Annotated in this window: 14 protein-coding genes and 1 pseudogene; 8 read left to right on the top strand and 7 right to left on the bottom strand. The window is 60.1% G+C overall.

Features of this window, described 5'->3' with window-relative positions; genetic code table 11:
* The first annotated feature begins 88 nt into the window (after positions 1-88).
* The 3 genes and pseudogenes from rplU (at position 89) to ACOOHD_RS02065 (ending at position 3,070) form a co-directional block, all read left to right on the top strand.
* On the top strand, positions 89-445 hold the full coding sequence (rplU, locus tag ACOOHD_RS02075; RefSeq protein WP_420459904.1) for a 50S ribosomal protein L21: 357 nt from the start codon (positions 89-91) through the stop codon (positions 443-445).
* 35 nt (positions 446-480) lie between these two features.
* Positions 481-735, top strand: a pseudogene (gene rpmA, locus ACOOHD_RS02070) (50S ribosomal protein L27); the annotation flags it as partial.
* A gap of 1,078 nt (positions 736-1,813) precedes the next feature.
* Positions 1,814-3,070, top strand: coding sequence for a DEAD/DEAH box helicase (locus ACOOHD_RS02065; RefSeq protein ID WP_420459903.1), 1,257 nt, complete (start codon positions 1,814-1,816; stop codon positions 3,068-3,070).
* 63 nt (positions 3,071-3,133) lie between these two features.
* Here the strand turns inward: ACOOHD_RS02065 and ACOOHD_RS02060 are convergent, their stop codons facing one another.
* Positions 3,134-3,676, bottom strand: a complete 543-nt coding sequence (locus tag ACOOHD_RS02060; protein ID WP_420459902.1) for a Rho termination factor N-terminal domain-containing protein — start codon at positions 3,674-3,676, stop codon at positions 3,134-3,136.
* An 84-nt stretch (positions 3,677-3,760) separates the two neighbouring features.
* A complete protein-coding gene (locus tag ACOOHD_RS02055) occupies positions 3,761-4,618 on the bottom strand; it encodes a TerC family protein (RefSeq protein ID WP_420461400.1) in 858 nt (285 codons plus the stop codon).
* A gap of 40 nt (positions 4,619-4,658) precedes the next feature.
* Between ACOOHD_RS02055 and ACOOHD_RS02050 the strand changes: the two genes are divergently transcribed.
* Positions 4,659-5,147, top strand: a complete 489-nt coding sequence (locus ACOOHD_RS02050; protein ID WP_420459901.1) for a DUF6495 family protein — start codon at positions 4,659-4,661, stop codon at positions 5,145-5,147.
* Between the two features lie 75 nt (positions 5,148-5,222).
* Complete coding sequence (locus tag ACOOHD_RS02045) at positions 5,223-7,610, top strand: glycoside hydrolase family 3 N-terminal domain-containing protein (RefSeq protein ID WP_420459900.1); 2,388 nt, start codon at positions 5,223-5,225, stop codon at positions 7,608-7,610.
* A gap of 171 nt (positions 7,611-7,781) precedes the next feature.
* Here ACOOHD_RS02045 and ACOOHD_RS02040 read toward each other — a convergent pair whose 3' ends face one another.
* The 5 genes from ACOOHD_RS02040 to ACOOHD_RS02020 all read right to left on the bottom strand — a co-directional run bounded on the left by ACOOHD_RS02040 (position 7,782) and on the right by ACOOHD_RS02020 (position 12,104).
* Entirely contained in the window at positions 7,782-8,513 is a 732-nt protein-coding gene (locus tag ACOOHD_RS02040) for a S24 family peptidase (protein ID WP_420459899.1), read from the bottom strand.
* A 223-nt stretch (positions 8,514-8,736) separates the two neighbouring features.
* The gene (locus ACOOHD_RS02035) at positions 8,737-9,471 is read right to left on the bottom strand and encodes an enoyl-CoA hydratase-related protein (protein ID WP_420459898.1); all 735 of its coding nucleotides are present in this window, start codon (positions 9,469-9,471) and stop codon (positions 8,737-8,739) included.
* Between the two features lie 3 nt (positions 9,472-9,474).
* Positions 9,475-10,278, bottom strand: coding sequence for an SDR family oxidoreductase (locus ACOOHD_RS02030; protein ID WP_420459897.1), 804 nt, complete (start codon positions 10,276-10,278; stop codon positions 9,475-9,477).
* A 3-nt stretch (positions 10,279-10,281) separates the two neighbouring features.
* Complete coding sequence (locus ACOOHD_RS02025; RefSeq protein WP_420459896.1) at positions 10,282-11,247, bottom strand: NAD(P)H-dependent flavin oxidoreductase; 966 nt, start codon at positions 11,245-11,247, stop codon at positions 10,282-10,284.
* A gap of 89 nt (positions 11,248-11,336) precedes the next feature.
* Complete coding sequence (locus ACOOHD_RS02020; RefSeq protein WP_420459895.1) at positions 11,337-12,104, bottom strand: hypothetical protein; 768 nt, start codon at positions 12,102-12,104, stop codon at positions 11,337-11,339.
* Between the two features lie 127 nt (positions 12,105-12,231).
* Between ACOOHD_RS02020 and ACOOHD_RS02015 the strand changes: the two genes are divergently transcribed.
* The 3 genes from ACOOHD_RS02015 (at position 12,232) to ACOOHD_RS02005 (ending at position 18,008) form a co-directional block, all read left to right on the top strand.
* Complete coding sequence (locus ACOOHD_RS02015) at positions 12,232-15,636, top strand: DEAD/DEAH box helicase (protein WP_420459894.1); 3,405 nt, start codon at positions 12,232-12,234, stop codon at positions 15,634-15,636.
* A 16-nt stretch (positions 15,637-15,652) separates the two neighbouring features.
* Positions 15,653-17,023: a hypothetical protein gene (locus ACOOHD_RS02010; RefSeq protein ID WP_420459893.1), complete on the top strand. Its 1,371-nt coding sequence runs from the start codon at positions 15,653-15,655 to the stop codon at positions 17,021-17,023.
* A gap of 73 nt (positions 17,024-17,096) precedes the next feature.
* Positions 17,097-18,008 (top strand): transcription antitermination protein NusB, encoded by a 912-nt coding sequence (locus ACOOHD_RS02005; RefSeq protein WP_420459892.1) that lies wholly within the window; start codon positions 17,097-17,099, stop codon positions 18,006-18,008.
* Positions 18,009-18,025 lie beyond the last annotated feature (17 nt).

The following is an 18,025-nucleotide window of genomic DNA, read 5'->3' as shown; positions in this document are numbered from 1 at the left end:
TACCCGGCGACAGCCGGTCTAACCAGCGAAGCGTCTACCTTTCCGAAGGAAAGTCTACCCCCGAAGGGGTCTAATATTTTCCCTATCTTTGCGCCCCCAAATCATTTTCATCACCAACATCCCCCTACAGATGTTTGCAATCGTAACCATAGCCGGTCAGCAATTCAAAGTTGAGGAAGGTCAGGAGATCTTCGTCCACCGGCTAGAAGCCCAGGCTGGCGACTCCGTCAGCTTCGATGCGGTGCACCTCCTCGCCGATGGCGATGACGTCACCGTCGGCACGCCGATGCTCAGTGGCGCCTCCATCGGTGCTACCGTCGTTGACCCCCTCGTCAAAGGAGACAAAGTCATCGTCTTCAAGAAGAAGCGCCGCAAGGGCTACCGCCTCAAGAAGGGCCACCGCCAGCAGTACACGAAGCTCAAGATCGACTCCATCGCCGGCTAGAACCACCCCCTCCTAACCCCTCAAATAATAATATCATGGCACATAAGAAAGGTGTAGGTAGTACCGACAACGGCCGCGACAGCCACTCCAAACGACTCGGTGTTAAGCTCTTCGGCGGACAGGCCGCAACGGCCGGAAACATCATCGTCCGTCAGCGCGGTACCAAGTACCACCCCGGCGAGAACGTCTATATGGGCAAGGACTTCACCCTCCACGCCAAAGTAGACGGTAAGGTCACCTTCCGTAAGAGCCGCCTCAACCGCATGTACGTCAGCATCGACCCCACTAGCACTGACGGGGTCCAGGCACAGCAGTCGGCGGGGTCGCAGGTGCAACGCACGGCGGAGAAGCAGTCGGTCGCCGCGACCGCTACTACCTCGACTACTACTGATAACCAGTCCACTAACGACGCCGACACCTCTATGAAGGTAGATGCTACGCTAACCGGCACTACCAACGAGGGCCCCGTTCACCTAGAGGACGCCCCCGAGATGCCCGACGTTGCCCCCGGTATCACCGACGAGGCCGAGCTTGCCGTAGCCGATAATCCCGACCAGGCCGATGCCCTCAACACCGCCGGGGTGACCGGCAGCGACATGCCGCAGTATGTCGTGCTACCCGCCGGCCGCAAGATAGAGCTCGACGACCTCACCGTCATTGAGGGCGTAGGTCCGGCCATCGCCGGCCTGCTCACCGCCAGTGGCATCAACAGCTGGCAGGCGCTAGCCGATGCGGACGCCGACTTCATCCAGGGCATTCTTGACGATGCCGGTCCGAACTACTCCGTCCACAACCCCGCTACTTGGAAGCAGCAGGCCGCCCTGGCCGCCGCCGGTAACTGGGACGAGCTGGAACAGCTACAGCAGCAGCTCGATGGAGGAAAGGACTCGGGCGACGCGTAGCTAGCGTACCACCACTCCTATACCGAAGCCGGCCGAAACACATCGTTTCAGCCGGCTTTTTGCGTTCTTAGGGGCGCGCTTCAACCATCCGCTAGTCCAGCCGTTTCTATGAGTCCACACGTCACTCCGACCACTGGTTGACCCTACAGTTTATATAAATTAGGAAGTGACTTCGGGCTGTCTAGGGCGGGCCTCAGACCCTTCGACTTGTCAGGGTTCTCCTCCGGGAGCAAGGGGATTACTGAACCAGCCCAGCTATCCTAACCATGTTTTTATGAGGAGTCAAACCACTCCTGGAGGTGTCGTGTGGACTTTTCTCCTTACTTTTGCGCCGCGAGCCGGGACCCCTTCGCTTCCCTCCGATCCACGCCTCGCCCCTATGACCGTACTTCCGGCATAGCACCATTCGGACCGAAGCCTATTTTCCCCTGCGACCACCTCGTGGTCCAACCTTCCCTATATTCTTATGGACAATACCCGTCCCTCCCGCTCCGGCAAAAGCCGCAGCAGTTCTAATTTCAGTAACAAAAAGAAATCGTACGGCCATAGCGGTGGTGGCGGCGGCAAGCGTGACCGGCGCGGCAGCGGCGGTGGCCGCTCCAACCACAACTACATCCCCCTGCCGGCCGAAATGATGGTCCATGAGGGCGTCCCTCTCAAAACCGTAGCGTACCACGCCGAGACCAAGTTCCCCGACTGGAAGATCAACGCCAAGCTCAAGAGCGCCATCAAGGCCGCCGGCTGGGTCTACCCCACCGAGATCCAGGAAAAGACCTTCGACGACATCGCCGCCATGAAGGACGTAATGGGCATCGCCACCACCGGTACCGGTAAAACGGGCGCCTTCCTGATCCCTCTCATCGACGCCCTGCTCGAAAGTGACAAACCGTTCCAGACCCTGGTACTGGCCCCCACCCGCGAGCTGGCGCTACAGATCGAACAGGAGTTCCGTACCCTCACCCTGGGCATGAAGTACAACGCCATCACCCTGATCGGCGGACGCAACATCAACACCGACATCGTCAACCTGAAGAAGCGCAGCTACCACCTCGTCGTGGCCACTCCCGGCCGGCTCAAGGACCTGTACCAGCAGGGCAAGATCGACCTACAGGAAGCCTCCGTGCTGGTGCTGGACGAGTTTGACCGAATGCTCGACATGGGCTTCCAAAAGGACGTCACCTACCTGGCCGACAAGATCGGCGAGCGCGACCAGACGCTGCTCTTTTCGGCTACCCTCGATAAGAGCCAGCAAAAGCTCATCGACCACTTCCTGACCGACCCAGTCACCGTCAAGGTCAGCAGCGGAGAGGCCTCGGCCGAGCACATCAACCAGACGGTCAAGTTCGTCGACCCCGACGATAAGTTCGACACCCTTATCGACCTGCTTAAGGAGCCCGAGATGAAGCGGGTGCTCATCTTCGCCGAGACCAAGCACCGCGTTAAGAAGGTCGCCAAGAAGCTCAACCAGGCCGGCATCTCCGCAGATGAGATCCACGGCAACAAGAGCCAGAACTACCGTCAGAAGGCCCTCGGTGCCTTCAAGCAGGGCAAGATCAAAGCCCTCTGCGCTACCGATGTAGCCGCCCGCGGCCTCGACATCGAAGACATCACCCACGTGATCAACTTCGAGGCACCCACCGATTACGACACCTACATCCACCGCGTGGGCCGTACTGGCCGGGCCGGTAAGGGGGGTGAAGCGATCACCTTGTACGACAAGTAGATCGGCCGCCGTTCACTACGGTCGTTTACGAAGCCTCGGGATTACTCCCGGGGCTTCGGTCATTTAGCCGTATGCCTTGATCACCGCCGCTTTGAGCTCGTCCTTATTCATCGTGCTCCGCCCCTCAACGTCGAGCTCCTGGGCGCGGTCCATGATCTCGTCCTTGGTCAGGCCCTTATTGCCCTTCACGGCCCCGATCTCCACCATTGTGCGCTGCACCAGATCGGGCCAGTCGGCGTATTGCTCCCCCTTCTCATTGGTTTTTTCCTTCGTCTTATTGGCCTGTTTACGACCTTTCTCGGTTAGCAGCGCCCAGGCATCGCGGGGTAGGTAGCGAGCCATGCCCTCAGCGCCATCGGCCTCGGCGGTGCCCTCACTGGTCTGCCAGTCGTTTTCGGTCCATTGCTCCAGGCTTCTGGCTGCCTCGTCTTTTTCATCCTTTTTGTAGCCACCGCCGCGCCGTTCGTACTCCTTAACAAGCAGCTGACTCTTGCGGGCACTCCACTGTCCGGGCTTACCGCCCTTGTCGGAGTCCATGATTTCGTCCTTGATCTGGCGGCGCAGGTCGGGGTCGGTGTACTTTTCTTCGTAGTTGTCGGTGGCCATGGTAGTATCAGTTTGCTACTGCAACTGACAGATATTTGCTAAGGTTCGTCTGTTGCACCGGCGGCCCCGCCCACCTGCCCTACACTACTCCATCCGCGCGTACTCCGCCTTGCTGGCTGCCTCCTGGGCGTAGGTATTGAGCTTGACCTGATTGCCCTTACCACTCGGCCGGATCTTCATATTGAGGAACTCGACGAGTAGGGAGAAGGCGATAGCGAAGTAGAGGTAGCCCTTAGGCACCGTACCGATCTCGCTGCCGAATACCTCCAGGTGCCCCAGGTGAGCGCCCTCGACGATGAGCATGAACCCGATGAGGATGAGGAAGGCCAGGCCCAGCATCTGAATGGTGGGGTTGCGGTTGACGAAGTTGCCGACCGGGACGGCGAAGGCCATCATGATACCGACGGAGACGACCACGGCGATGATCATGATCAGTAGGGCACCGTAGAGGCCGTTGGTCATACCCACCGCGGTGAGGATGGAGTCGAAGCTGAAGACGATGTTGATAATGGTGATCTGGATGATTACCGACTGCAGGGAGGCTCCCACGCTGGGCTCACCGGGATCGCCCTCTAGGTGCTCGTTGCCCTCCAGCTTGTGGTGGATCTCGGAGGTCGACTTATAGAGCAGGAAGATGCCGCCGGCGAAGAGGATCAGGCTCTGCCCACTGAAGCCGCCGCTGGCCCAGCCCCAGTCGATCTCGAAGAGGGGCTCTTCGAGCGAGATAAGCCAGGACACGCCAAAGAGCAGCGCGATGCGCAGCACCATCGCCAGGATGAGACCGATGTTGGTGGCCTTCTTGCGATCGGCCTCCAACTTCAGTTTGCCGGAGGCGATGGAGATGAAGATGATGTTGTCAATACCCAGTACGATCTCCAGGAACGTTAGGGTAAGAAGGGACAGCCAGACGGCACCGCTACCAAAATCGGGGATATCAAACATACTGGCAAAACTACCCCCCGGGGCATTTGTTTGTGCGGCCATGAAGGAAACGAAGTTCCGCCGCCTACGCCGCGATGAGCTGGAAGAGGTCACCCCGCAGTTCGTCAAATTTCTGAGCGTAAATGGCATCGACGCCCAGAGCTGGGTCAGGATTAAGGAGGACGATCCGCGCCGCGCCGACGGCTTGATCCTACAGTTCAGCCAGATTGTGTTTGCCGGCGTGATCGAGCGGGTCGAATACCTCGTACAGCGCAAACCCCACGACCTGCGGAGCTACCGCTGCGGGCCGGACAAGATCGAAATGCGGGGCCTCCTCCTCAGCGGAGATACCTCGGTCGACCTGACCGACTCAAGCCTCGCCCCCCGCCAGATCTTCGTGCAGCTGCGGGCAGATGGTGCTACCCCTAAACTGTACACCGCCGAACGCGCTTACCTCCCCATCGGTCGCGACCAGGACATCTTCCTACGCATGGAAGAAGGGGCGCTGATCGACAATGGCGAGCTGTTCCGCATCCTGGATGGCCTTTGAGTTCGGTCCGTTAGCCCCGACCAACTGAATAGCTTTACTTTAGCCCTACACTCCGACGCTAACGCCCCCCCGCTCATGCTGCTACGCTTTCTCCCCTTCATTTGCCTGCTGCTCTGCTCCTGCGATCAGCAACCCACCCAGGATACCGTACCGAACACGGTGATGGCCGATAGCCCCAGTAGCAACACGGAGCTAGCTATTTATAAGGACTCCACCCAGTCGGTCACCGATCGCATCGCCGACCTGATCGGACGTATGACCACCGAGGAAAAAGTAGCCCAGGTAACGGCGGTGTGGGCCGATAAGCACAAGATGGAGGATGGGGAGTTAAATTTCGACCCCAGCAAGGCCGAGGCCGTAATGCCCCACGGCATCGGTCACGTGACGCGCCCGAGTGAGCTGACGGGCGGCGGAGAGCCGGGCCGCGCCGGCGAGCAGGAAATCGCATACGTCAACGCCATCCAGAAGTGGCTGGTCGAGAACACCCGCCTGGGTATCCCCGCCCTAATGCACGAGGAGAGCCTGCACGGACTGGCGGCTAAGGACGCCACCAGTTGGGGGCAGCCCATCTCCGTAGCCGCCACCTTCAACCGGGAGCTTACCCGGCGACTTTACGCTACGGCCGCCCGGCAGACGGCAAGCCGCGGGGCCCACGTGGTGCTTACCCCGGTGGTCGACGTAGCCCGCGATCCCCGCTGGGGCCGGGTGGAAGAAACCCTCGGCGAAGACCCCTACCTTGCCGCCCAGATCGGACTGCAGGCCGTGCTGGGCTTCCAGGGCGACGATGACCAGTGGGACGAGGGCGAGGTGTTCGCCACGCTGAAGCACATGGCCGGTCACGGGGAGCCGGAGGGGGGCAACAACATCGGTCCGGCCCACATTAGCGAACGTACCCTGCGCGAGGTCTTCCTCTACCCCTTCCGTTACATCGTGGATAACGGTAAGGTGCGTAACATCATGGCCAGCTACAACGAGGTCAATGGCGTACCCAGCCACGCCAACGCCTGGATGCTCAACGACGTACTGCGCGGCGAATGGGGCTACGAGGGCGCCGTCGTTTCGGACTACTTCGCCGTCAAGGAACTTCATACCCGCCACGCCGTGGCCGCCAGCCTGAAGGAGGCCGCCATCCGGGCCATCAGCAGTGGCGTCGATATCGAGCTACCCGACCGCGAGGCCTTCCCCTACCTGGTCGAGGCCGTCAACCAGGGAGAACTCGACGAAGCTATTTTGGACCGCGCCGTAGGCCGTATCCTGAAGCAGAAGTTTGATCGCGGACTCTTCGAGAACCCCTACACCGAGCCGGGTACCGCCCTTTCCAACACCCCTACGGACGATGCACTGGTGCGAGAAGCGGGGAGCGAGTCGATGATCCTGCTCAAGAACGACGGCGTACTTCCCCTTACGGGCGAGAACCTTACCATTGCCGTAGTCGGACCAAACGCCGACAAGGTGCTTCTGGGTGGTTATAGTGATGAGCCCCAGCATTTTGTTACCCTCCGCCAGGGACTGGAGACCTACGCCGAAGCCAACGGTGCTACGATCATCTATTCCGAAGGCACCCGCCTTACCGAGCCCGGCAGTTGGTACAAGGACACCGTGATCGCCGTCAGCGCCGAGGACGACCGCGCCCGTATTCAGCAGGCCGTAAAGGACGTAGCGGGAGCTGACGTGATCATCCTGGCCGTCGGCGGCAACGAGCTCACCAGCCGTGAGGCCTGGGCGGAGTCGCACCTGGGCGACCGACCCAGTCTGGAACTCATGGGTACCCAAAACGAGCTCATCGACGCCCTAGCCGCGCTCGATAAGCCAATGATCGGACTGGTTTTCGGCGGCCGCCCCCTCAACATCAGTAATCTGGCTGAAAAGTCCGCCGCGGTCTTCCAGTGCTTCTACCTCGGACAGGAAACGGGCCATAGCGTCACCGATGTACTCTTCGGCAAGGTGACCCCCAGCGGCAAGCTCCCCATCAGCATCCCCCGCTCCGCCGGCCACATCCCGGCTTACTACAACTATAAGCCTACTGCCCGCCGGGGCTACCTCTTCGAAAATGTGAACGCGCTGTATCCCTTCGGCTACGGGCTCAGCTATACCAACTTTGAGATTAGCCTACCCGAGCTGGCCAGTGTGCAAATTCCTGCCGATGGCTCCACCACCGTCAGCGTCCAGGTCACCAACACCGGCGACCGTCCGGGCAAGGAAGTCGTACAGCTTTACATCCGCGACGAGTATAGCACCGTCACCCGCCCGGTGAAGGAACTGAAGGGCTTCGAGAAGGTATATCTGGCTCCTGGAGAAACCAAGACGGTCACCTTCGAGCTCGGCGCGGAGCAACTCGAGTACCTCAACCAGGAGATGAAGTACGCCGTAGAGCCCGGCACCTTTCAAATCATGATCGGCAACAGCAGCCGCACCGAAGACCTTCGGCAGGTCACCCTTACCGTGGTGGGGCAGGCGAAATAACGTAGCTTAGGCGCCGGATAGTAAAAAACCCAGCCCGACCGGGAGGTCGGACTGGGCGGCAAAACAAAAAACAGCAGGATAGGTCGTAACCGACAAAGCGGTGACCCGGCGCGTTGGCCGGACCACCGCCTGAAGGGGATCGTGTAGGTGGGACGCGAGGCCTAGTGGTGACTAAAGCTCGCTGATGCGCCGCTGCACTTCGTACAGGCGGGTGTTCTTATCCACCTCCTCCGTCCAGGGATCGTGCTCGAGGTAGTTGGCCGAGATGAGCTTCAGGGAGTGTACGCGACCCTTCTTGTCTTTGACGGGCTGTACGTACTTCACCCAGAGGCTACCCTTGGAGCGGACGGCGTAGATTTTGTTTTCCTTGATCTCGTGTACCCCGGCGATCTGGCGGCAGATGATCACGTCGCCGTCGTTGATGACCGGCTCCATGGAGTTGCCGTTGATGGGAAAGGCCACGTAGCCATCACCAAACAGGTCGGGCAGACTGAAGAACTGCTGCTCTTCCTTGATGAAGCTGTCGGCATCCACGCTGGCACCGGCGAAGGCCTCGGTGGAGGTAAATAGGATGTTCTGCTTTACATCCTCGCCGTCGGCATCGGAGGCACTGGGCAGCTCCATACCAAAGGGGGTACCGTTTCCTTCCAGTAGGTAGGAGGTATTGACACCGTACTCACTGCACACCCGGCGGGCCTGCTCGTAGTTGATGCAGCGCTTGTCCTCTGCGTTGAGGTAAGCGCGAATGATATGGCCGTAGGAGCGGTTGTTGAGGATGCGCTTGGCAAAGTCACCAAGTCCACGCCCGTTGCGGTCGTTCTTGATGATCTCCCCGCGGTCCTCCAGAATCTGGAACACCTCGATGAACCGGTCATTGAGATCGCGGCGGTCAGTGGTAATCATGTCGTAGTATCAGTTTATTCAGCAACAAATTAAAACATTTTCAAACAGCCACGCAAGTTTTCAACGGAAATTCTTAAATAAAACCGGGGTTTTTCCTTAAATTCGGGTGTTTTTGTTTGGAATTGAGTGACAGCAGTACAATGCGGCCTCCGGCCGCGGTAGCAAAAGGCAGCCTCTGGCTGCGCTTATATGTCAGGGGGCGCGGCCGGAGGCCGCATTGTACTTATCCCTTCATCACCCCAGCACTATACCGCGCCACGAACTCCAGCCCCTCTCTCACCGTGTGGTCCCGCTGGTGCAGTAGCGCCGCCTTGATGCCGGCCACGATCCGCGGCGGCTTAGCGGCAATCGCATCGGCCACCTGCCCGACCCGGTACTGCAACTGCCGCTCGTTGCCCAGTGCTTCGGTGACTAGCCCGATACGCTCGGCCTCCTTACCGTCTACCTTCCGGGCGGTGTAGGCTAACTCCGCGGCAAGCCCCGGATTGATGATGCGCGGTAGCCGCTGCAGCGTACCCAGGTCGGCCACGATGCCCAGGTCAACCTCCTTGACCGAAAAGGTGGCGTCCTTAGTACAGTAGCGAATATCGCAGGCGGTGATAATGTCGACCCCGCCGCCGATGCAACCGCCGTGGATACTGGCAATGACGGGCTTACTACAGCGCTCCAGGGCCGTAATGCAATCCTGTAAGTTGGTGATAAAATCAACCAAATAAGCTTCGGGGTCCTGACCGCTGGCCTGTACCCGCTGCGGTAGTTCGGTGAGCACACTCAGATCGATCCCGGCGCAGAAGTGCTTGCCCTGGCCGGCTAGGACCACGACACGTGCCTGCTCGTCCTGATCCGCCCGCTCGACAGCGGTACGCAGGGCCTCCCACTCCGCCAGGTCGAGGGCATTAGCGCGCTCCGGCCGGTCGAAGGTGAGGTAGGCGATGTGCTCCGTGATCCGGTAGTCCATACGTTATTCGCTGAAGAGGTTGACCAGCCGCATCCGGTTGGCGTGAAGGTGGTCGAGGCCGTCGACGTACAGGGTAGTGCCGCTGGTGTAGCTGGCTAGCGGACTAGCCAAAAACAGTACGGCATTGGCTACCTCGTCTACCGTACCGTGGCGTTTCATCAGGTTATCTTCCTTCATCTGATTGAGCAACTCTTTGACCGGCTCGGCGTAGGTATCCAGCCCGGAGGAAATGATAGTGCCGGGTGCCACACAATTTGCCCGAATATTGTAGCGGGCCCACTCCTGCGCTATGCTCTTCATTAGATTCTCCGCACCTGCGCGCGCCGCCCCCGTGTGTGCCATGCCGGGAAAGCCGCGGTCCATATTTACGATGATGGTAACAATGTTGCCGGACTGCTGCGGAATAAAGAAGCGCTCGGCCATCCCCCGGCTCACGTAAAAGGTGCCGTTGAGGTTCGTATTGATGACGGCATCCCAGCCCTTATCGCTGATGTGTTGGGCCAGGCTGGGAAACTGTCCGCCGGCATTATTGACCAGCACGTCCAGGCGACCGAACTTCTCCTCGATCAGATCGGCCACCGCTGCCACCTCCTCTGGCTTCCGTATATCACAGGGGCGGTACACGCAGGTGCCCAGTTGTTGGAGGGCGGCCGCAGCCTCGGCGAGGGGTTCTTCCTTGCGCGAGCAGATGCACACCCTGGCTCCGTGGCGCAGCAACGCTTCTGCAATGCCGTAGCCGATACCCGAGCGCCCGCCGGTGACGAGCGCTACCTGGTCCTTAAATAAGTCAGGGGCATAGTACGACACGGGCTAGTAGTTTGCGAGGAGGGAGGCCTGCTGCTGAAGGGAGGTTTTAAATTCCCGCTTCAGGCGGTCGATGAGCTCCGCGGCCGGCGGATTATCATCAATGGTCGCTACCCCGTGGCCGGCACTCCAGAGGTTCTTCCAGGCTTTTGCTTCGTGCTCGGCACCGAAATCGGCCTTGGCCTTCTGGTCCCACATCTCCTTGGTAATGCCGGCGGCCTCCAGACTGGCCACCATCCAGTTAGCGGGGATACCGGAGACCGAGGCGGTGTAAATGATGTCGCGGGTGCCGGACTTGATGATCATGTCCTTGTAGGCCTCGTCGGCGATAGCCTCTTGCGTATTGATGAAGCGGGTGCCCATGTAGGCCAGGTCGGCGCCCATCTGCAGGGCGGTAGCAACGTCACGGCCACTACTGAGTGCACCGGCCAGCAGGATCACCCCGTCGAACATTTTTCGGATTTCACTAACGAAGGGAATGGGGTTGAGGGTACCGGCGTGCCCCCCGGCTCCGGCGCAGACCAGGATCAATCCGTCCGCTCCGGCGTCGATCGCCTTCTGGGCGTGATAGGTGTTGGTGACGTCGTGGAAGATGAGTCCGCCGTAGCTGTGTACCGCATCGACCACCTCCTTCACCGCCCCGAGACTGGTGATGACCAGCGGCACCTGCTGGCGTACGATCACCTCCAGATCGGCCTGCACGCGCGGGTTGGTCTTATGGACGATGAGGTTGACACCGTAGGGGGGGAGCTTTTTGCCGCGGCGCTCTTCCTCGGCTTTCAGCTCTTCTTTGATCTCGACTACCCACTCCTCGAAGCCTTCCGTGGTGCGGTTGTTGAGGGCGGGGAAGGTGCCTAATACGCCGTTCTTACAGCACTCCAGCACGAGCTGCTGCTGGCTGACGATGAACATGGGGGAGACTACGACGGGGATGTCGAGGTGGAGAGAGTCGAGGAGGGCCTGGCGCGTCATGGCGGCAAAGTAGCGAATTTTCGCCTGCTCGGTTCCCGGCATCTCTGCCGGGGCGGGGCAGGGTATTCGATTAGGACCCAAAACCTTAGCTATTCCGATACAATCAACGGAAGCGTCTTCCGCCATACCCCATCAGTAATATACAATAGGTTATACCCCCGGGGTAGTCGCGAAAGGTCAATCGCCTTACCGGCCACGTAGTCCCGCAGGTCGATCTCGGCTAGTAGCCGGCCGTCGGTACGGTAGCACCGCAGGGTCTGTAGGGCAGGCATGTCTCCTTCGGGTACCGAGAGACTGATACTGCCGCCCGTGCCGATGCTACCGGCTACTTCGATCTTACGTAGTGGATTGGTAGGGCGCGTGTCGGGAAGTTCGTTACCGCACGCTCGATTAGCGATAAGGTTGCGGAAGCTACGGTCACGAAGGCCTACATTCTGAGTGCTCCCGCTAGCGGTGTAGCTGTATTCGACCTCGGTGCCCTGGCGGTTGAGGCGGTAGATGTTGGCGTTGTAGGCACATCCAAATAAGTCCCCCTCGTAATCACCGTAGCTCTGCGGCCAATAAAAATAGAGGTAGCGCTGTCCGACGGGTTCCAGGTCGATGTACCACGCGCAACTGGTCTCGGCACCTACCGTTAGTGTACGTTTATCGGTCTGCCCCACCAGTACCTCATCGATCTGTAGTTCGGCGGCGTTGCCGTCAAGGTGGCGCTGTAGGGTGACGGCAAGTACCATTGTGCCGGTGGTGTCTGCCCGGCAGATGGCTTCTTCGAGGGGGATATGATCGTTGGTGCAGCTGCAGGCATAGCTGATAGCAGGTAGCAGTAGGATAAGCGCAATGAGGTAGCGGATGGGCATATGGCGGAATTTACTTAGCCAGACGCAAATTAGGTTACCCGCGTTAGTCAACAAGGCCGCATCTGCAAGTTATGTGGCACAGCGTCCCGATAGCTAGCGGGAGAAACCGCTTCGTACCTTGTCCGCGATGGACGTCTCTCCTAAAAACCAGGCCGTAAGCGACTACTTCTACCGCCGCACCCGGCAGATCGCCGAAAGCAGTGAGCTCGAACCCCAACAGCAGGTAGATGCCCTGCGCCGCCTCATCCTGGAGCTCTTCGAAAGGGCCACTGAGGAGGACCGGCTGCACTTCAGTACCACCTACGCCCGCATCACCTACGCGGCCCATAAATACAATCTGCCGCGGGAGCTGACCGTGCAGGAGCGGCAGTTTCGGCGCGCCGGCCGGCAGCAGCAGCCATCTGAGGAGCTCGGGGGGGTAGTTGCCGCCGGCTGTAAACTCGCGGTCGAGCTCAACCACCAACTCTTCGGCACCATCGTCCCCGCCGCGCTGGAACCCCTACGCGCCTACACCTTCCCTCCCTACCGGCCGGCGGAGGTACAGCGCACCTACTACCAGCTGCGGGTGCTGGTGCTGGAACTCGATGCTAAGGAGCAACTGCTGTGGGTAGGTGTAGAGCGGCGGCCCGAGCAGGTCTTCGCCATCCCCTACGGCGAGGCGGAACTGGCCGATGGACACGTCGGACAGGCCGTGAAGATCATCGAGCGCATCAGCGGGGAGTACGTCATCCTGAATCTGCTACGGGCGCAACTGCGCGACGACCAGCGGCTCTACCCCGCCCAGATCGTCATCGAGCCCGATTACCTGGTCAACGTCACGGATGTAGCCAACTGCTTCAATTTCGGCAGCGATTTCCAGCCCTGGAGCTCCGTGCCCAAACGGCTACTGCCCTTCGAAAAGCGGCCGCCGCTGGTGCGTGGAAACATCGTCAACAGCTTCCTCGACGTACTGGTCCACGAGCCGGAGGCCAGCTTTGCCAAGATCCGCGAGACGGTCTTCGAGATGCAGCCCCTGGAGCTGTGCCTATTCTCCGACCAGGAAGTGATGAAGCTGCTCCAGGAGCTCAAACACCACTTTCTGACGGTGCAGAAATTTGTACGTCAGTTGCTACCCGAGCTCGGGATCGACCGGGAGACGGTGATGCTGGAGCCCAGTTTTCTCAGTCCCGCCTACGGACTCCAGGGCCGCCTCGACCTCCTACAGTCGCAGCGCGATACCGAGGAGGCTACTACCAGCATCGTCGAGCTGAAGACGAGCAAGATCTACGCGCCCAATCGTCATGGCATCCGCAGCGACAACTTCATCCAGACACTACTTTACGACCTGATGATCAACCTGGCCCTGGGCCGGGAGGCCAACGTACGCTCGTACATCCTTTACAGTGTCGATTACGAAAAGCCCGTCCGCTATGCCCCCCCGGAATGGAATCGCCAACTGGAGGCCATCAGCGCCCGCAACCAGTTGGTGGGCGTAGAGATGCTCATCGCTCAGCTCGGACAGCGCGGCGACCTGCTACAGCAGACCAATGCTCTGTTCGCCAAGCTACACCCCCAACGCTTCAAGCAGTTGGGCTCCTTCACCGAGCAGGATCACCGCGATACGCTGGCGACCTACGAAGCCCTCGACGAACTGGAGCGCCGCTACCTCGGGGCCTTCATGGGCTTCGTGGCCCGCGAGCAGCGCCTGGCCAAGGTGGGCGAGCAGCGGACCGATCACGTTAACGGCCTGGCCAGCCTCTGGCTCGACGAGCGGCGGGATAAGGTGGACCGCTTTGAGCTACTCGACGGACTCACCTTCGCCGGCTACGACGCGGCGGAAAACGAGCTAATCCTGCAGCGGAGTGCGGACGATAGCCAGCTGATCAAATTCCGCCAGGGTGATATCGTAGCCCTCTACGGGACGGAACAGGCGGCCACGCAGGCCGGGGATGCCGTCAAATCGCAGATCTTCAAGTCGACGATCGTCGAAGTCACACCACAGACCGTGCACCTGCGGCCCCGCAACCCCCAACTGAACGACAGCGTGTTCCGCCGCAAGCCCTACTGGGCCATTGAAAAAGACGTGCTCGATAGCGGATTTAAGAACCACTACCTGGGGCTGTACCTCTGGGCCGCGGCCGATAAGCAACTACGGCAAAAGTGGCTCGGACTTGTGCCGCCCCGGCAGGCTATTCCCCACCCTACGCCCGTATCCGACCGGCTGACCGGGGAGCAGGACCGCATTCTGCGTAAAGTAATTACCGCGCCCGACTACTTCCTGCTCTGGGGCCCGCCGGGGACTGGAAAGACGAGCCAGATGCTACACTACCTGGTCGACCACCTGTTGCGCCACACCCGGGAAAACGTGCTCCTGGTGGCCTACACCAACCGGGCGGTGGACGAGATCTGCGAGAGCATCGAGCGCATTGAAATGGACGGGCAACCCTACCGCGGCTATCTGCGTATAGGTAGCCGACTGGGCACGGCACCGGGGTACACCGACCGGCTGCTCCAACTACGCAGCAAGGGGGCACGCAACCGCCGCGAGCTGCGCCGCCTCATCGACGACTGCCGTGTGGTGGTGGGTACGGTGGCTAGCGTAGGGGGGAAGAACGAGCTGTTTAAGCTGAAGTCCTTCGACCGGATCGTGGTCGACGAGGCCAGCCAGATCCTGGAGCCGCTGCTGGGGGGCATCCTGACCCGTGCGCCCCGCGCCCTGCTTATCGGCGACCACCGCCAGTTGCCCGCCGTGGTGCAGCAGGCCGAGCACGACACCCGGGTCAATGATGCCGAGCTGCGAGCCACCGGACTGCGCGACCTCGGCACCAGCCTGTTCGAGCGGCTCTTTCAGACGGCAAAGGCGAAGGGATGGACCTGGGCCTACGACCAGCTACAACAGCAGGGACGGATGCACCGTGAGATCATGGCCTTTCCGGCGCTGCACTTCTACCAGGGCCGGCTCGATATCCTACCCCAATCGATCGGCCACCACCTGACGCAGTTGGCTCCATTGGACCTATCTGAGCCCACTGGTAGCCTGCAGCACCAACTGTGCGAGCAGCGGCTGATTTTCCTACCCACCGAGGTCGACCACGGCACCTCCGACCCCAAGGTGAACCGCCACGAGGCCGAGCTGCTGGTGAAACTGGTGGAGGCCTTTACGGCCCTTTACCTGGGTACGGACCGGCCCATTCGCCCCGGTGACATCGGCATCATCACCCCTTACCGGGCCCAGATTGCCTACATCCGCCAGCAGCTGGCGCGGGAGGGCTATGCGGCCGATGACTTTACGGTCGATACCGTGGAGCGCTACCAGGGTAGTGCCAAGCGCATCGTACTCATGTCGCTCTGCGCCAACGACAGCGGACAGCTCGAGCGCCTGTCGCAGGTGTCGGAGGAGGGCGTGGACCGCAAGCTCAACGTGGCCATGACGCGGGCGCGCGAGCACCTGGTGCTGGTGGGCTGCCCGGACGTACTGCGGCAGAGCGAGGTATACAACAAGTTGTTAACGCACGTAGCGGCGCAACCCCAGCGTTTACCAATTGTATCCTAGGTGAATCCCCCCGACTATGACGCTGACTACTCTGCTGCTCTACATTGGCATTGCCGCGCTTTCGCTGACGGCGCTGACGCAGGTGTTTTTGCGCGCTACTCGGAGTCTGCCGGTGAGTTTGCTGCAAAACTTTGCCGGGGCGCTCTTCATCTTTTCGGGTTACGTCAAGGCCATTGACCCCCTGGGCACGGCCTACAAGATGGAGCAGTACTTCGCTGAATTCGAGGCGACTGCCGCGGGCGCGGGTGCAGGGTTTTTGGCACCGGTCTTTCCTGCGCTGAGCGAGTACTCCGCGGGCTTTTCGGTCACGATGATCGTCCTGGAGATTATGCTGGGGCTGATGCTGGTAGTAGGCGCTAAGCCGAAGCTGACGAGCTGGCTATTCTTCACCATCGTGGCCTTCTTCACGGCACTGACGGGCTATACCTACCTGACGGGCTACGTACCGGCGGGCGAAAACTTCTTCACCTTCGCCAGCTGGGGCGAGTACGCCGAGAGCAACATGAAGGTGACGGACTGCGGCTGCTTCGGTGACTTCCTGAAGCTGGAGCCACGCACTAGTTTTCTTAAGGATGTGGCACTGCTCGTTCCCGCCCTGGTCTTTCTATTTGCTCCGCGGCGCATGCACCAGGTGTTCTCGCCCGGTGTGCGCTCGGCGCTGGTACTGGGCACCGGAGCGTTAGCCGTATTCTACTGCCTGAGCAATTTCGTGTGGGACCTGCCTGGTCAGGACTTCCGTCCCTTTAAGGTGGGTACCGACGTAGCTGCGGTAAAGCAGGCTGAGATGGATGCTACAGCCAACGTACAGGTGTTAGGGTATGTGGCAACCAGTAAAGCCGACGGACAGGTAGTCAAGATGAGTACGGAAGATTTTCTCAAGGTATATAAAGACTATCCGGAAACGGAGTGGGATCTAGAACAATACAAATCTGAACCTACCATCTTACCCACTAAGATCAGTGAGTTCGAAGTGACGGACGGTGAGGGCCATAACGTTATTCCGGAGCTACTAGCTAACCCTGGCTACACCTTCATCATCGTAGCCTACAAGCTTAAGGGCGAGCCCGGTGCCTGGGACGCGGACTACCTGGCCGACTGGCGCGACGATATCCAGCCTGTGGTCGAGCAGGCCCGTAGCGCCGGCCATGACGTGGTAGCGATGACCAAGCTGACCAGCGACGCGGCCCTGGAGGACTTCCGCCAGGCAGTGGGCGCGGACTACCCCTTTTACCGCGGTGATGACATTCTACTCAAGACCATCATCCGCTCCAATCCCGGGGTGGTACTGATGAAGCAGGGCGTGATCGTCAACAAGTGGCACCACAGCAAACTGCCCAGTTTCAGCGACATCGCCAGCCGCGATATTTTGGCATCCTCCAGTAAGTAGTCGGGCTTTTTTCGTTGCTTTGCGGGGCGTTAGGGGCAGTTTCACCCGCAGCGCATTGAAACCCCGGACCATCATGTTGAGCCGTCGCAACGTTCGCATCAAGATCATGCAGGTACTCTACGCCGCCCAGCGGCAGGAGCGCGACGAGCTGCGGGCCATCCGGAGTCACTACCAGCAGCTAGTACGTCGCTCCTACGAGTTGTACCTCCAGAACCTACTTATTCTACAGCGCTGCTGCGAGTACGCTAAGCAGGATGCCGCTACCCGCAAAGCCAAGCTACGGCCCAGCGAAGAAGACCTGGTCTTCACACCCACCCTGGCGACTAACGCGGCCATCCGCTCGCTCACCGACAACAAGGAGCTCAGCCGCGTCTACGACCGCTACCATATCCGTAGTCTTACCGACGGCGACCAGATCAAGCAGCTCTACCGTGATTTTCTCGGCACGGAAGCGTATACGACCTACGCGGCTCTCGAGCAGCCGGACGAGAAGGCCACGACCAAGGTGCTCCTAGCCCTCTACAAATGGCTTCAGTCCCAGGAACTTTTCCTGACCATGGTCGAGGACCACTTCCCACTCTGGCAGGAGGACAAGAGCCTCGTCGTGGGAGCCATGAAAAAGACCATCAAGGCACTACCGGCCGACGGTGACTTCGTCAAGGAGTATGAGACGAACTCGGAGGCCGTCACGGAATTCGGCGACGTGCTCCTTCGCTTTATTGTCGAGGCCAACGACCAGCTCCTGGCCCGCATCACCCCCGTGCTCCAGAACTGGGACGCCGAGCGCGTAGCCATTATCGACATGATCCTGCTCAAGATGGCCATGGCTGAGTTCCTCGAGTTCGACTCCATCCCGCCCCAGGTCACTCTGAATGAGTACCTCGACATCTCCAAGGTCTACAGCACGGACAAGAGCCGGGAGTTCCTGAACGGGGTGCTGGACCGGGTGCTGAAGGAGTTGCAGTCGGAGGGGTTAGTCAAGTAATGCGTTGTTGAGTTGTT

Origin of the sequence: Neolewinella sp., from assembly GCF_965214665.1 — a bacterium.
Lineage (GTDB): Bacteria > Bacteroidota > Bacteroidia > Chitinophagales > Saprospiraceae > Neolewinella.
Note: the sequence above shows the minus strand (reverse complement) of the source record. Positions and strands in the feature narration are given on the sequence as shown.

What these genes read in the sequence shown, in the direction of transcription:
- ACOOHD_RS02065 (WP_420459903.1), top strand. Translation starts at nt 1,814, where the DNA reads ATGGACAATACCCGTCCCTCCCGCTCCGGCAAAAGCCGCAGCAGTTCT.
- ACOOHD_RS02060 (WP_420459902.1), bottom strand. Translation starts at nt 3,676, where the DNA reads ATGGCCACCGACAACTACGAAGAAAAGTACACCGACCCCGACCTGCGC.
- ACOOHD_RS02055 (WP_420461400.1), bottom strand. Translation starts at nt 4,618, where the DNA reads ATGTTTGATATCCCCGATTTTGGTAGCGGTGCCGTCTGGCTGTCCCTT.
- ACOOHD_RS02050 (WP_420459901.1), top strand. Translation starts at nt 4,659, where the DNA reads ATGAAGGAAACGAAGTTCCGCCGCCTACGCCGCGATGAGCTGGAAGAG.
- ACOOHD_RS02045 (WP_420459900.1), top strand. Translation starts at nt 5,223, where the DNA reads ATGCTGCTACGCTTTCTCCCCTTCATTTGCCTGCTGCTCTGCTCCTGC.
- ACOOHD_RS02040 (WP_420459899.1), bottom strand. Translation starts at nt 8,513, where the DNA reads ATGATTACCACTGACCGCCGCGATCTCAATGACCGGTTCATCGAGGTG.
- ACOOHD_RS02035 (WP_420459898.1), bottom strand. Translation starts at nt 9,471, where the DNA reads ATGGACTACCGGATCACGGAGCACATCGCCTACCTCACCTTCGACCGG.
- ACOOHD_RS02025 (WP_420459896.1), bottom strand. Translation starts at nt 11,247, where the DNA reads ATGACGCGCCAGGCCCTCCTCGACTCTCTCCACCTCGACATCCCCGTC.
- ACOOHD_RS02020 (WP_420459895.1), bottom strand. Translation starts at nt 12,104, where the DNA reads ATGCCCATCCGCTACCTCATTGCGCTTATCCTACTGCTACCTGCTATC.
- ACOOHD_RS02015 (WP_420459894.1), top strand. Translation starts at nt 12,232, where the DNA reads ATGGACGTCTCTCCTAAAAACCAGGCCGTAAGCGACTACTTCTACCGC.
- ACOOHD_RS02010 (WP_420459893.1), top strand. Translation starts at nt 15,653, where the DNA reads ATGACGCTGACTACTCTGCTGCTCTACATTGGCATTGCCGCGCTTTCG.
- ACOOHD_RS02005 (WP_420459892.1), top strand. Translation starts at nt 17,097, where the DNA reads ATGTTGAGCCGTCGCAACGTTCGCATCAAGATCATGCAGGTACTCTAC.